We start from the raw sequence: 13820 nt of genomic DNA, 5'->3' as shown, positions 1-13820 counted from the left end.
TGCCGGCAGCAACGAGGTGACGGCATGAACATTCCCGAGCTGTGCATCCGCCGCCCGGTGATGACCACGCTGCTGATGGCGGCGCTGCTGGTGTTCGGCGTCGTGGCCTATCCGCGGTTGCCGGTGAACGAGCTGCCGAACGTCGACTTCCCCACCATCAGCATCAGTGCCAGCCTGCCCGGCGCGTCGCCGGAAACCATGGCCTCGGCGGTCGCCACGCCGCTGGAAGCGCAATTGTCGACGATTGCCGGCATCGCCTCGATGAGCTCGACCAGCGCCCTGGGCTCGACCTCGATCACGCTCACCTTCGATCTCAATCGCAGCATCGACGGCGCCGCGCAGGACGTGCAGTCGGCGATCTCCGCCGCGCAGCGCCAGCTGCCGCGCGAGATGCCCACGCCGCCCACCTTCCGCAAGGTGAACCCCGCCGACGCGCCGATCCTGTTCCTCACCATGCGTTCGGACACGCTGCCGCTGTCGCAGGTAGACGAGTACGCCGAGACCGAACTGGCGCAGCGGCTGTCGATGGTCGACGGCGTGGCGCAGGTGAACGTGTACGGCGCGCAGAAGTACGCCGTGCGCATCAGCGTCGATCCGGACAAGCTCGCCGCCGCCGGCATCGGCATCGATCAGGTGCAGAGCGCGATCGCCGACGCCAACGTCAACCAGGCCACCGGGTCGCTGTACGGGCAGCGCCAGCAATTGCCGATCCGCAGCGACGGCCAGCTGATGCGCGCGGCCGCCTACAACGGCGTGGTGGTGACGTGGCGCAACGGTGCGCCCGTGCACGTAGGCGACCTCGGCGCGGCGCGCGACAGCGTGCAGAACGACCAGGCGGCCAGCTGGTACAACGGCGAGCGCGCGGTGATCCTGGCCATCTCGCGCCAGCCGGGTGCCAACACGGTCGAAACGGTCCAGCGCATCAAGGCGCTGCTGCCGGGTTTCGTCGCCACCCTGCCGCCGTCCGTGAAGCTGGCCACGCTGTACGACCGCTCCCAATCCATCCGCGAGTCGGTGGACGACGTGCAGTTCACGCTGCTGCTGGCCGGCGTGCTGGTGGTGGGCGTGATCTATCTGTTCCTGGGCAACCTCTCGGCCACGCTGATTCCCGCGGTGGCGCTGCCGATCTCGGTGGTCGGCACGTTCGGCGCGATGTCCGCACTGGGCTACAGCCTGGATAACCTGTCGCTGCTGGCGCTGACCCTGGCGGTGGGCTTCGTGGTGGACGATGCGATCGTGATGCTGGAGAACATCGTGCGCCACATCGAGGCGGGCGAGCGTCCGTACGAGGCGGCCGTGAAGGGCGCCGGCGAGATCGGCTTCACCATCTTCTCCATGACGCTGTCGCTGATCGCCGTGTTCATCCCGGTGATGTTCATGGGCGGCATCGTGGGGCGGCTGTTCCACGAGTTCGCGGTGACCATCAGCGTGGCGATCCTCATCTCCGGCGTGGTGGCGATCACGCTCACGCCGATGCTGTGCAGTCGCTTCGTCAAGGCGCACCACCACGGAAGCAAGAACTGGCTGATCGCCGGTTTCGACCGCGGCTTCAGCGCCGTACAGCGCGGTTATACCGGCAGCCTGCGCTGGTGCATGGACCGTCCGCGGCTGGTGCTGGCCGGCTTTGCCGTGAGCCTGCTGGCCACCGCCCTGCTGTTCATGGTGGCGCCGAAGGATTTCATTCCCGCCGGCGACAACGGCCTGCTGCGCGTCACCACCGAAGGCCCGCAGGACGTCTCCTTCGACGCGATGGTGGCGCGCCAGCAGCAACTGGCGGCGATCGTGGCGAAGGACCCCAATCTGGACGGCTACATGTCCAGCGTGGGCGCCGGCGGGCCGCGCAGCACGGTCAACAACGGCACCTTGCTGCTCAAGCTCAAGCCGACCCACGAGCGCCAGCTCACGCCGGACCAGATCATCCAGGAGCTGCGTAAGAAGTTCGCCGTGGTGCCGGGCATCCGCACCTACATCGCCAACCCGCCGGCGATCCAGATCGGCGGCCGGCAGAGCAAGGCGCAGTACCAGTACACCCTGCAGTCGGTCGACCTGCCGGCGCTCTACGCCTGGAGCGACAAGGTGGTCGGCGCTTTCCGCGGTCTGCCCGGCTTTCAGGACGTCACCACCGACCTGGATCTCAACAGCCCGTCGATCGCGGTGGACGTGGATCGCGACAAGCTCGCACCGCTGGGCCTCACCATGGCGCAGGTGCAGAGCGCGCTGGGGGCGGCGTTCGGCACCAACCAGGTGTCCACCATCTACGGCTCGGCCACCCAGTACTGGGTGATCCTGCAGGTGGAGCGCCGCCTGCAGAGCGATCCGGACGTGCTCTCGCGCATCTATGTCACCGCCAGCAGCGGCAAGCTGGTGCCGCTCAATGCGGTGGCCACGTTCAGGCGTCAGCCGGAGGTACTCACGGTCAACCACCAGGGTCAGTTGCCGGCGGTGACGGTGTCGTTCAACCTGGCGCCGGGCGTGTCGCTGAGCGAAGCGGTGTCGAGCATTGAGCAGGCGATGGCGGGTATCCGTCTGCCGGCGACGATCACCGGCAGCGTGCAGGGCACCGCGCAGGCGTTCCAGGATTCCATCCAGGGCATGGGCCTGCTGCTGTTGCTGGCGGTGTTCGTGATCTACCTGGTGCTGGGCATCCTGTACGAGAGCTTCATCCACCCGCTGACGATCCTCTCCGGCCTGCCGGCTGCGGCGGTCGGCGCGCTGCTCACGCTGGTGGTGTTCCAGGCCTCGCTGGACCTGTTTGCCTTCGTCGGCATCGTGATGCTGATCGGCATCGTGAAGAAGAACGCCATCATGCTGATCGACTTCGCGCTGGAGCGGCAGCGCGAGGAGGGCATGGCGCCGGCGCAGGCGATCTTCGAGGCCTGCCGCGTGCGTTTCCGCCCGATCATGATGACCACCATGGCCGCATTCGCCGGCACGCTGCCGATCGCACTGGGCATCGGCGCGGGCGCCGAGGTGCGTCGGCCGCTGGGCCTGGCGGTAGTCGGTGGCCTGCTGGTGTCGCAGGTGCTCACGCTGTACCTGACGCCGGTGATCTATCTGTATCTCGATCGCCTGCAGCATCGCGGCAAGTTGCCGGCACGGCAGACGCAGATCAGCGAGGCGTGAGCGGACGCATCGCGTTCACGCCCGGGCGGGATAAGCTGCCGCTTTCCGGCATGGGAGATGACGGCGATGCGCAATCACTACGCGACATGGATCGGCACCACCGCACTGCTGGCCCTGGCACTCGGCGCCTGCGCCAGCCGCGCAGCGACGCCCGGTCCACTCGATGACGCCGCGTTGCTGGCGTATGCGAAGCAGCCGTGGGACAAGGCCACGTTGATGCACACCACGGTCGAGCTCGGCCGGCATCACGGCCAGCGGGTGGTGGCGGAGTATCCCTGCGGCGACGTCTGCCCGCAGTACACCGCGCGCGTCATCCACTACGAGCTGGCCCCGGGCGCGACGTGCGACAGCGTCGGCGGCGTGGAGAAGGAGGTGCTGATGCCGGTGGCGATCACCGTGCGCCCGAAGACCTTCTGCTTTCCGAAGGTGCTGGTGGACGCCAAGCTGCACTACACGCGCTAGCGCTTTCCATCTGTAGGAGCCCGCTCGCGGGCGATGCTTCTCGCCCTGATGCCACATCAAAGCCAAAAGCATCGCCCGCGAGCGGGCTCCTACACGACGGGCGGGGTTACTCGCCCTGCTCGCCGGGGAAGGCGCCGGGCGCCGAGCCGAAGTCGCCCTTGGCCTGCGCCGCCATGTACGCATACGCCGCGTAGACCGCAACGTTCTGCGCCAGGTCGGCGGGGTCGATCTTGTCCAGCGTGTCCTCCGACGTGTGGTGCCAGTCGAAGTAGTAGGTGCCGTCCTGGGTGAGCGACAGCGCGGCCATGCCCTTGGCATGCATCTGCGACAGATCCGAGCCGCCGCCGCCGGGCTTGTCGGCGTCGTAGGCCACGCCGATCGGCGCCAGCACCTTGGCGATCTGCTCGATCGCGCCGCGCGCGCTCGGCTTCACGCTGGCGCTCATGCGCCAGATGCGGCCGGCGCCGAAATCCGATTCGGTGCCCAGCACGTGGTTGGCCACGTCGGCTGCGTGCTTGTCGGCGTACGCCCGACCACCGAACAGACCCATCTCCTCGTTGGCGAAGGCGATCACGCGCACGGTGCGGTCCGGTCGCTGCGGCAGGTCATGGATCAGCTTGGCCGCGCCCATGGCGATGGCCACGCCGGCGCCGTCGTCGATCGCGCCGGTGCCGGGGTCCCAGGAATCCAGGTGGCCGCCGATGTCGACGACCTGTTTCGGATACTTGCGGCCGGTGATCTCGCCGATCACGTTGGCGCCGGTGTACTGGCCGGTGATGCCGCAATCCAGCTCCATCTTCACCTGCACTGGCTGGCCGTGCGCGAGCACGCGCTCGAGCTGGTCGGCGTCGGGCTCGGCCAGCGCCGCGGCGGGAATCGTCTTGGCCGGATCGGTGAAGCCGGTGACGCCAGTGTGCGGCGCGCGGCTGTGCGGATCGGTGCCGGCCGAGCGCAGCAGGAAGCCGGCGGCGCCCTTGGCCTGGGCAATCACCGGGCCCTGGGTACGGATCGGCGAGCCGATCCCGTAGTCGCGCCCATCCTTATGACGCTGCATGCGTGCGCCGACGTAGACGATGCGCCCTTTGATGCTGGCCGGATCGGCGGCCTTGAGCGCGTCCAGCGTGGGAAAGGCCACCACCTGCGCAGTGAGCCCGCCCTTGGGCGTGGCCGGCGAATAGCCCAGCGCGGTGAGCACCAGCTTCTGCGGGAACGGTGCCACGATGGCGCCGCTCTCGCTGCGGCGCTCCCACAACGGATAGCTCACCGGCTCGGTGTAGACCTTGTCGAAGCCCAGCGCCTTCATCTTCGCCACCACCCAGTCGCGCGCGCGCTGGTCGTTGGGGCCGCCGGCGAGGCGCGGGCCGATCTCGGTGGTGAGGCCTTCGACGATGCGGTAGGCGGTGTCGTCGTGCATCGCCTTGTCGCGCAGCTGCTCGGCCGTGTGCACAGCGGCGGCGGGGATCACGGTGGGTGCATCGGCGGCGAAGGCGGATGCGGAGCTGGCCAGTACGACGCTGGCAGCGAGCAGGGACAGGCGAAGGCGGCGCATGGCGAACTCCGTGGGCAAACCCCGATTATGGCGGGGCGCCCACGGGCCGCTTAGGCCACAAGTCATGCTTGCGGCCGGAACCGGGCCTCAAGCCTGCGGGCGGTTCTTCAGCAGATCGCGAATCTCGGTCAGCAGCACCACGTCGGCCGGCGGCGCTGCCGGTGGGGCGGCCTCCTCCTGCTTGCGGCTGAGACGGTTGATCGCCTTGACCAGCAGGAAGATCGCAAAGGCGACGATCAGGAACTGGATCAGCGTGTTGATGAACATGCCGTAGTTCACCGCCACCTCGGCCACCTTGTGCGCCGGGTCGGTGTTGTCGGCGGGTTTGAGCACCCACTTCATGTCCGAGAAATCGACGCCGCCGGTGAGCAGTCCGATCGGCGGCATGATCACGTCGTTCACCAGCGAGGTGACGATCTTGCCGAACGCGCCGCCGATCACCACGCCCACGGCGAGGTCGATCACGTTGCCGCGCATGGCGAATTCCTTGAACTCCTTGAGCATGCCCATGGCTACCCCTCCCAGGGTGAGTGGATGACCGGGCGACTCTAGCAGCCTCTCGGGCTTTGGTTGGCCGGGCTGCGAATTCGGCTGTGCGGTCCATACTCCTGCCGTTTCTTTCCCCATAGAACCACTATGGGCCGGCGAATCGTCAGAAATCTGTCCTCGCACAGCCGAATTCTCGCCTCGACCACCAAAGCCCGACAGGCTGCCGGCGCAGTGGCCGGGGAGGCAACAGGCGAGCCACGCTCAAACGACGCGGCCGTCCAGTGTCGCCACGCCCACCAGTTCGGCATGGAAGCGGTTGCCGCGTTGCAGCGCCGCGACGCCGGCCGGGGTGCCGGTGAACACCAGGTCGCCGGCCTTCAGCTCGAACAGCCGCGACAGCGCGGCGAGGATCTCCGGCACGCTGTGCACCATCTCGCCCAGTGGGGTGTGCTGGCGCCGCGCGCCGTTCACCTCCAACTGCAGCACGGTAGATGCATGCACCGCGGCTGCGGTTGCCGGCACCAGCGCCGACATCGGCGCGGAGTGGTCGAACGCCTTGGCCACGTCCCACGGATGGCTCTTGGCCTTGGCGACCGCCTGCAGATCGCGGCGGGTGAGGTCCAGCCCCACGCCGTAGCCCCACACCAGCGCGGCGGCAGCTTCCGGCGACAGGTCGTGACCACCGGCGCCCAACGCCACCACCATCTCCACCTCGTGGTGCAGATCGACGGTGGCCTGCGGGTAGGGCACGTCGGCACCGTCGGTGACCAGGGCATCGGCGGGCTTGCAGAAGAACAACGGCGTGTCCTTCTCCACCACGGCGCCCATCTCGCGCGCATGGTCGGCGTAGTTGCGGCCGATGCAGAAGATGCGGCGCACCGGGAAGCGCTGGTCGCTGCCGACGATCGGCAGGCTGGGTACGGGCGGAGGCGTGATGGCGTAGGTCATGCGCGAAAGCGTAGCAGGGCCGCGCGCTGCGGCGATCGCGCCAGCGACGAGTGACAGCTGTCACGGGCGATGCCTGATGGGCGCCGCTGCCTTTCGGTGGGTGCACACTTCAGGCTTGTCGCCAGGATGCGCCGGGGTGGGCCGGCCGGGGAGTACTTGTGGACAACGCGGAACTGTTGAAGCAACTGCGCATCGATCGCAACCAGCGCGAAGAAAGCGGTGGCAGCGGCCATCGTGGTCGCTGGATCGCGCTTGGCGTGGTGCTCGTGCTGCTGCTGTGCGTGGGCGTAGGCGGATGGTGGTGGCAGGCGCATCGCCCGGTGCCGGTGCAGACGGCGGTGGCTGCCAGCCCGGGCAAGCAGGCCGAGGCCGGCGCCGTGCTCGAAGCCACCGGCTATGTCACCGCGCGGCGCCAGGCCACCGTGTCGGCGCAGATCACTGGCACGCTGACCGAAGTGCTGATCGAAGAGGGTGATCACGTGACCAAGGGCCAGGTGCTGGCGCGGCTGGAGGATAGCGGTTACCGCGCCAACCTCGACGCGGCGCGCGCCAGCGTACAGGCGACACAGGCGCAGGTGGCGCAACTGCAGGCGCAACTGGAGCAGGCGCGTGCCGACGCGGCGCGGCAGGACGCCCTGGTGGGGCGCGGGCTGGTATCCAAGCAGGCGGCCGAGCAGGCACGTACCGCAGTGGCCAGCTACCGGGCCCAACTCGAGGCGCAGCGCCGCCAGGTGGCCGCCGCGCAGGCGCAGGCCCAGGTGGCGCAGGTCAACTACGACTACACCGTGGTGCGCGCGCCGTTCGCCGGTGTGGTGACCGACAAGGCCGCCCAGGTCGGCGAGATCGTCTCGCCGCTCTCGGCCGGCGGCGGCTTCACCCGCACCGGCGTGGGCACCATCGTGGACATGGACTCGCTGGAGATCGACGTCGACGTCAACGAGGCCTACATCGGGCGCGTGCAGCCGGACATGCCGGCCGAGGCGGTGCTCGACGCCTACCCCGACTGGCGCATTCCCGCCCACGTCATCGCCATCGTGCCGGCCGCCGATCGCGGCAAGGCAACGATCAAGGTGCGCGTGGCGCTGGAGGCGAAGGACGCACGCATCGTGCCGGACATGGGCGTGCGGGTGGCCTTCCTGGAGCACAAGGAGGCCGTCGCCGCCGCGTCGCCCAAGGGCGTGCTGGTGCCGGCCGCCGCGATCACGCAGCGCGATGGCAAGCCCGTGGTGTTCGTGGTGCAGGGCGCCGTGGCGCGCCAGCGCACGGTGACACCCGCGCCGCAGACCTACGGCGACCTGCGCCTGCTGCCCGAGGCGGTGAACCCTGGGGACAGCGTCGTGATCTCGCCGCCGGCGAACCTGCGCGACGGTTCGGCCGTCCAGACGTCCACCCCACCCTGACACGCCTCATGTAGGAGCCCGCTCGCGGGCGATGCTCTTGGCTTTGATGCAGATCAGGAGCAAAAGCATCGCCCGCGAGCGGGCTCCTACAGCGGGCCACTCATCCACGCAGGAGAACGCACCATGGAAACGCTGATCGAGATCCACGACCTGGCCAAGGTCTATGAACGCGGCAAGCAGAAGGTGGAAGTGCTGCACCACGTCGACCTCTCCATCGCGCGAGGCGACTTCCTGGCACTGATGGGGCCGTCGGGTTCGGGCAAAACCACTTTGCTGAATCTGATCGGCGGCCTGGACACGCCCAGTGCCGGCAGCATCACCGTCGGCGGGCAGCGCATCGACCAGCTCGGCGCCGGCGCGCTGGCGAAATGGCGCGCGGCCAACGTGGGCTTCATCTTCCAGTTCTACAACCTGATGCCGATGCTCAGCGCGCAGCGCAACGTCGAGCTGCCGCTGCTGCTGACCAAGCTGTCGGCCGCGCAGCGCAAGAAGAACGCGGCCATCGCGCTGCAGCTGGTGGGCCTGGCTGAACGCGCCTCGCACAAGCCCAGCGAACTGTCCGGCGGCCAGCAGCAACGTGTGGCGATCGCCCGCGCCATCGTCTCCGACCCGACGTTGCTGGTGTGCGACGAGCCCACCGGCGATCTCGATCGCCAGTCCGCCGAGGATGTATTGGGCCTGTTGCGCACGCTCAACCGCGAGCACGGCAAGACCATCGTGATGGTCACCCACGATCCCAAGGCGGCCGAGTACGCCGACCACGTGCTGCACCTGGACAAGGGCTCGTTGGTCGAGCAGGCCACGGCCTGAGGAGGCGGCGATGAAATACCTGCATCTCATCTGGGCGGCGTTGTTCCGCCGCAAGACGCGCACCTTCCTCACCCTGGTGTCCATCATCACCGCGTTCCTGCTGTTCGGCATGCTCGACGCGGTGCGCACCGCCTTCGACAGCGGCAGCAAGAGCGTGGTGGGCGTGGATCGGCTGATCACCGCCTCGCGCTACTCGATCATCCAGTCGCTGCCGCAGGCGCTGCAGTCGCGCATCGCCGGCGTGCCAGGCGTGCGTGACGTGGCCTACGCCAACTGGTTCGGCGGCATCTATCAGGATCCGAAGAACTTCGTCTTCAGCTACGCGGTGAGCCCGAACTATCTGGACGTCTATCCGGAGATCCAGCTGACGCCAGAGCAGCGCAAGGCGTTCGACAGCACCCGCACCGGCGTGGTGATCGGTCCGGTGCTGGCGAAGAAATACGGCTGGAAGGTGGGCGACAAGATCCCGCTGCAGTCGACGATCTTCCCGCAGAAGAACGGCGACAAGACCTGGCAGTTCGACATCGTCGGCATCTACAGCGTCGGCAAGGGGGCCGCCAACGGCGTGGACCAGCTGTTCCTGCTGCACTGGAAGTATTTCGACGAGGCCAACCTCTACGCGCGCCACGAGATGGGCTGGTACATCGACCAACTCGCCGACCCGAACGCTGCCGACAGCGTGGCCAAGGCGATCGACGCGATCTCGGCCAATTCCGACCACGAGACCAAGACCCAGACCGAGCAGGCCTTCAGCGCCTCGTTCGCCAAGCAACTGGGCGACATCGGCCTGATCGTCACAGCGATCATGGGCGCGGTGTTCTTCACCCTGATCCTGCTGACCGGCAACACCATGGCGCAGGCGGTGCGCGAGCGTACGTCCGAACTGGCGGTGCTCAAGACGATCGGCTTTTCCAGCCACGGCGTGCTCGGCATGGTGCTGGCCGAATCGGTGCTACTGCTGGCGCTGGGCGGTGCGATCGGGCTGGGCATCGCCTCGGTGCTGGCGCCGGCGGTGAGCAAGGGCAGCGGCGGCATGGTGAATCTGCCGCCGGTCGGCGCCACCAGTTGGGCGATCGGGGTGGGGCTGATGGTGCTGATCGGCCTGGTGGTCGGCGCACTGCCGGCGATGCGCGCGATGCGCCTGAACATTGTCGACGCCCTCGCGGGCCGCTGAGGAGATTCATCATGAAAAAATTTCTCAGCTTTCTGGGCAACCTTGGCCTGCTGGTGCTGCTCGCCGCGGTGCTGGCGATCTGGACGCATCTGCCGCTGGTCGCGGTCGGCGGGCTCGCCGTGCTGCTGGTGCTCTGGCTGGTGTTGTTCCGCCGCGGGCGGCAGACGCTCTCAGTGACCCGCGTGGGCATCAGCACGCTGGGCCAGCGCATCGGCGCCTCGTCGGTGATCGTGATCGGCATCGCCGGTGTGGTCGGCGTACTGGTGGCGATGCTGGCGATGGGCGACGGTTTCGCCGCCACGCTGCAGCAGACCGGCAGCGACGACACCGCCATCGTGCTGCGCGGCGGCTCGGCAGCCGAGCTCAACTCGGTGCTGGAACGCGACAGCCTCAACGTGATCGAACAGGCGCCCGGCGTGGCGCGCGATGCCGACGGCAAGCCGGTGGCCTCGGCCGAGATCTCGGTGGTGGCGAACCTGGCCAAGAAGAACGATCCCAGCGTGGAAGCCAACGTGCAGATCCGCGGCGTCGGCGATGCGGCGTGGGCGCTGCGCCCGAACGTGCACATCACCGAGGGCCGCCGCTTCAAGCCCGGCCTGCGCGAACTGGTGGTGGGGCAGGGGGCACAGCGCCAATTCGCGGGGCTGGAAGTAGGGCACCAGATCCGCCTCGCCGGCCAGCCGTGGACCGTGGTGGGTGCGTTCGCCTCCAACGATTCGCATGACTCGGAATTGTGGGGCGACATGCAGACCGTCGCCTCGGCCTACCGGCGTGGCTCCAGTGCACAGTCGGTGACCGTGCGCCTCACCTCACCCAAGGCGTTCGACACGTTCAAGGCGGCCCTGCTCAGCGATCCGCGCATCAAGGTGGATGTCACCACCACCCGCGAGTACTTCGCCAAGCAGTCCGAAGGGCTGACCAAGTTGATCCGCATCGTCGGCCTCACCGTGGGCATCATCATGGCGATCGGCGCCGTGTTCGGCGCGCTGAACACCATGTTTGCCGCGGTCGCTGCGCGCGCCCGGGAGATCGCCACGCTGCGCGCGATCGGCTTCCGCGGCGTGCCGGTGGTGGTGTCGGTGCTGCTGGAAACGATGCTGCTGGCCCTGCTCGGCGGGCTGCTCGGTGGCTTCGTCACCTGGCTGATCTTCAACGGCTACACCGCTTCCACCCTGGGCTCCAACTTCAGCCAGGTGGTGTTCCAGTTCAAGGTATCGCCGCAGTTGCTATGGACAGGCATCAAGTGGGCGATGGCGATCGGCTTCATCGGCGGCCTGTTCCCCGCCGTGCGTGCCGCGCGCCTGCCGGTGACCACGGCGCTGCGCGAACTCTGACCGCCGCCCCCTGTAGGAGCCCGCTCGCGGGCGATGCTCTTCGCTCTGAATCGACATCAAAGCCAAGAGCATCGCCCGCGAGCGGGCTCCTACATCGGGATCACGGCATCACCGGCGGCAGGTAGGTCAGCGTCAAGCCCAGCAGCCACAACAGCCCCAGCACCAGCGGCACATGCACCAGCAGCTGCATGAAGGTGTAGCCGACCACATCGCGTGCCTTCAGGCCGAGCACGCCCAGCAGCGGCAGCATCCAGAACGGGTTGATCAGGTTGGGTAGTGCCTCGGCAGCGTTGTAGACCTGTACCGCCCAACCCAGATGCACGTGCAGGTCGTTCGCCGCCTGCATTACGTACGGCGCCTCCACCAACCACTTGCCGCCGCCGGACGGCACGAAGAAGCCCAGCACGGCGGAGTACGCGCCCATCACCGCCGGGAAACTGTCGGTGGACGCCACGCGCACGAACAGGCCGGACAGGTGGTGCGCCAGCGTCTGGCCGTCCGCGCCGGTGGCTTTGGTCAGCAGCGCGGCGATGCCGCCGTACAGCGGAAACTGGATCAACACGCCGGCCGTGCTCGGCAGCGCGCGCGCCACCGCATCGAGAAAGCTGCGCGGGCGCCAGTGCAGCAACAGGCCGAGTGTGAGGAACAGAAAGTTGTAGGTGTTGAGATCGGCCACCACGGTGATCGCCGGCTTGCTGGCGAACTGGAAACCGAGCCAGCCCAGCCCCAAAGCGCCGATCAGCACGGCCAGCAGCGGGTTGTATTCCAGCCATTCGCCGGGACGCGTGCGCGGTGGCAGCGCAGGCAGCGGGGTCTCGCTCACACCGAAATCCTGCGCCACGCGCGCGTTGGCGTCCGATGGTGCGGTGAACCAGCAGATCAGCAGCGACACGGCAATCAGCGCGGCGGTCAGCACGATCGATTGCCACAGGAAGATCGTCTGGGTGAAGGGCAGCACGCCGGTGATGTTCAGCAGTCCCGGCGGCATGCTCTTCGGGTTGGCCTGCAGCTGCGCGGCCGAGGACGACAGCCCCATCGCCCACACCGCGCCCAGGCCGAGATACGCCGCCGCGCCCGCGGCGCGATAGTCCATCCGCAGGTCGCTGCGCCGCGCCAGCGCACGCACCAGCAGGCCGCCGAACACCAGCGAGAAACCCCAGCTCGGCAACGAGGCAAGCATGCTGATCAGCCCCACGTAGACGACGGCGCCGCGCCCCGAGCGCGGCAGCTGCGCGAGGGTATCGATGAAGCGAGCGACGACCGGCGCGGTGGCCAGCACATAGCCGCCAATCACCACGAACGCCATCTGCATGGTGAACGGGATCAGGCTCCAGAAGCCGTCGCCAAACGCGTTCACCGTCGCCGTCGGCGTGCCGCCCATGCCCAGCACCGCCAGCGCCACGATCACCACGCCGAGGGCCGCAAACACCCACGCATCGGGAAACCACTTCTCCGACCACGCAGCACTGCGCAGGGCCGCGCGTGCCAGCAGACCTTCGTTCGTGGTGGACATGCCTGCGCTCCTTCGAGGGAAGCGGGCATGGTGGCGCGCGTGTACCGAGGCCGGCAAGCCGACCAAGGTGGAGCAGCGAGCCGTGGCGTCAGGCGCTGCGCTTCTGCCGCGCCAGCGTGATCACCCCCACGCCGAGCAGGATCACCGCCATGCCGGCCAGATCGAACGGGCCCACGTGCTCACCCGCGAACAGCACGCCGAACAGCACCGCGACCGGTGGATTCACGTAGGCGTAGCTGGTGGCCACGGCGGGGCGCGCGTGCTTGAGCACGTAGAGGTAGGCGCTGAAGGCGACGATGGAGCCGAACAGGGCGAGGTAGACCACGGCGGCGGTGGCGCGCACGGTGGGGTGGTCCGGCAGGTGCTCGCCGGCGGCGTAACCCACGCCGAGCAGGGCCACGCTGGCGCAGAGCATCTGCGCGGCGGTGTTCATCGGGCCGGCCGGCATGTCCTGGCGGCGGCTCCACGCCGAGCCGAAGGCCCAGCACATCGCCGCGGTGATCAGTGCGAGCGCGCCGATCCGCGAGCCGGACAACCCGCTGCCCAGGTTCAGCACGATCACGCCGGCGAAGCCGACCAGTAGGCCGATCGTTTCGCGCCGCGTGGCCCACTGCCCGTACAGGCCGGCGAACAGCGCGGCGAACAGCGGCATGCTGGCCACCGCCACGGCGGCGATGCCCGAGCTCACGCGCTGCTCGGCAAAGCACACCAAGCCGTTGCCGAAGCCCAGCAGCAGCACGCCGGTGAACGCGGCGTTGCGCCACTGCCGTGCGGTCGGGGCGGCCATGCCGCGCAGGCGCAGGAAGCCGTAGAGCAGTACGCCCGCACCGAGAAAGCGCACGCCGGCCAGCAGGAACGGTGGGTAGCTTTCCAGCGCGTAGCGGATGCCGAGATAGGTCGAGCCCCAGATCACATAGAGCGCGAGCAGGGCAAGCGGGATCAGCACGCGCTCATCGACGGGGCCGCGTGCACCGGACGCGGAAGCTGGCAGGGACATGCGTGGGGAAGTCGCGCGGGG

11 protein-coding genes are annotated in these 13820 nt (G+C 68.4%); 6 read left to right on the top strand and 5 right to left on the bottom strand.

The features are described 5' to 3' along the window. Positions 1–24 precede the first annotated feature (24 nt). Both ACQVBX_RS12335 and ACQVBX_RS12330 read left to right on the top strand, forming a co-directional pair. On the top strand, positions 25–3123 hold the full coding sequence (locus ACQVBX_RS12335; protein ID WP_431634387.1) for an efflux RND transporter permease subunit: 3099 nt from the start codon (positions 25–27) through the stop codon (positions 3121–3123). A gap of 66 nt (positions 3124–3189) precedes the next feature. Then, complete coding sequence (locus ACQVBX_RS12330; protein ID WP_431634385.1) at positions 3190–3585, top strand: hypothetical protein; 396 nt, start codon at positions 3190–3192, stop codon at positions 3583–3585. 106 nt (positions 3586–3691) lie between these two features. Here ACQVBX_RS12330 and ACQVBX_RS12325 read toward each other — a convergent pair whose 3' ends face one another. The 3 genes from ACQVBX_RS12325 to ACQVBX_RS12315 form a co-directional block, all read right to left on the bottom strand. Further along, positions 3692–5134, bottom strand: a complete 1443-nt coding sequence (locus ACQVBX_RS12325; protein ID WP_431634384.1) for a M20/M25/M40 family metallo-hydrolase — start codon at positions 5132–5134, stop codon at positions 3692–3694. Between the two features lie 87 nt (positions 5135–5221). Then, positions 5222–5644 carry a large-conductance mechanosensitive channel protein MscL gene (gene mscL, locus ACQVBX_RS12320; protein ID WP_431634383.1) on the bottom strand — a complete coding sequence of 141 codons (423 nt, stop codon included), beginning with the start codon at positions 5642–5644 and terminating at the stop codon, positions 5222–5224. A gap of 240 nt (positions 5645–5884) precedes the next feature. Then, the gene (locus tag ACQVBX_RS12315) at positions 5885–6571 is read right to left on the bottom strand and encodes a fumarylacetoacetate hydrolase family protein (protein WP_431634381.1); all 687 of its coding nucleotides are present in this window, start codon (positions 6569–6571) and stop codon (positions 5885–5887) included. 158 nt (positions 6572–6729) lie between these two features. Here ACQVBX_RS12315 and ACQVBX_RS12310 point away from each other — a divergent pair, with 158 nt between their 5' ends. From ACQVBX_RS12310 to ACQVBX_RS12295, 4 genes are all read left to right on the top strand, one after another. Beyond that, entirely contained in the window at positions 6730–7971 is a 1242-nt protein-coding gene (locus ACQVBX_RS12310; RefSeq protein WP_431634380.1) for an efflux RND transporter periplasmic adaptor subunit, read from the top strand. Between the two features lie 123 nt (positions 7972–8094). Beyond that, the gene (locus ACQVBX_RS12305) at positions 8095–8781 is read left to right on the top strand and encodes an ABC transporter ATP-binding protein (protein ID WP_431634379.1); all 687 of its coding nucleotides are present in this window, start codon (positions 8095–8097) and stop codon (positions 8779–8781) included. A gap of 10 nt (positions 8782–8791) precedes the next feature. After that, positions 8792–9955, top strand: coding sequence for an ABC transporter permease (locus ACQVBX_RS12300; protein ID WP_431634378.1), 1164 nt, complete (start codon positions 8792–8794; stop codon positions 9953–9955). Between the two features lie 11 nt (positions 9956–9966). Further along, positions 9967–11289: an ABC transporter permease gene (locus ACQVBX_RS12295; protein WP_431634377.1), complete on the top strand. Its 1323-nt coding sequence runs from the start codon at positions 9967–9969 to the stop codon at positions 11287–11289. Between the two features lie 100 nt (positions 11290–11389). Here the strand turns inward: ACQVBX_RS12295 and ACQVBX_RS12290 are convergent, their stop codons facing one another. Then, positions 11390–12802, bottom strand: a complete 1413-nt coding sequence (locus tag ACQVBX_RS12290; protein ID WP_431634376.1) for a short-chain fatty acid transporter — start codon at positions 12800–12802, stop codon at positions 11390–11392. Between the two features lie 88 nt (positions 12803–12890). Continuing rightward, a complete protein-coding gene (gene yedA, locus ACQVBX_RS12285; protein ID WP_431634374.1) occupies positions 12891–13799 on the bottom strand; it encodes a drug/metabolite exporter YedA in 909 nt (302 codons plus the stop codon). Between the last annotated feature and the right edge of the window lie 21 nt (positions 13800–13820).

Source organism: Dyella thailandensis (genome assembly GCF_050749815.1).
Classification (GTDB): Bacteria; Pseudomonadota; Gammaproteobacteria; order Xanthomonadales; family Rhodanobacteraceae; genus Dyella_A.
This window is presented reverse-complemented; position numbering and strand designations above follow the sequence as displayed.

What these genes read in the sequence shown, in the direction of transcription:
- ACQVBX_RS12335 (WP_431634387.1), top strand. Translation starts at nt 25, where the DNA reads ATGAACATTCCCGAGCTGTGCATCCGCCGCCCGGTGATGACCACGCTG.
- ACQVBX_RS12330 (WP_431634385.1), top strand. Translation starts at nt 3,190, where the DNA reads ATGCGCAATCACTACGCGACATGGATCGGCACCACCGCACTGCTGGCC.
- ACQVBX_RS12325 (WP_431634384.1), bottom strand. Translation starts at nt 5,134, where the DNA reads ATGCGCCGCCTTCGCCTGTCCCTGCTCGCTGCCAGCGTCGTACTGGCC.
- mscL (WP_431634383.1), bottom strand. Translation starts at nt 5,644, where the DNA reads ATGGGCATGCTCAAGGAGTTCAAGGAATTCGCCATGCGCGGCAACGTG.
- ACQVBX_RS12315 (WP_431634381.1), bottom strand. Translation starts at nt 6,571, where the DNA reads ATGACCTACGCCATCACGCCTCCGCCCGTACCCAGCCTGCCGATCGTC.
- ACQVBX_RS12305 (WP_431634379.1), top strand. Translation starts at nt 8,095, where the DNA reads ATGGAAACGCTGATCGAGATCCACGACCTGGCCAAGGTCTATGAACGC.
- ACQVBX_RS12300 (WP_431634378.1), top strand. Translation starts at nt 8,792, where the DNA reads ATGAAATACCTGCATCTCATCTGGGCGGCGTTGTTCCGCCGCAAGACG.
- ACQVBX_RS12295 (WP_431634377.1), top strand. Translation starts at nt 9,967, where the DNA reads ATGAAAAAATTTCTCAGCTTTCTGGGCAACCTTGGCCTGCTGGTGCTG.
- ACQVBX_RS12290 (WP_431634376.1), bottom strand. Translation starts at nt 12,802, where the DNA reads ATGTCCACCACGAACGAAGGTCTGCTGGCACGCGCGGCCCTGCGCAGT.
- yedA (WP_431634374.1), bottom strand. Translation starts at nt 13,799, where the DNA reads ATGTCCCTGCCAGCTTCCGCGTCCGGTGCACGCGGCCCCGTCGATGAG.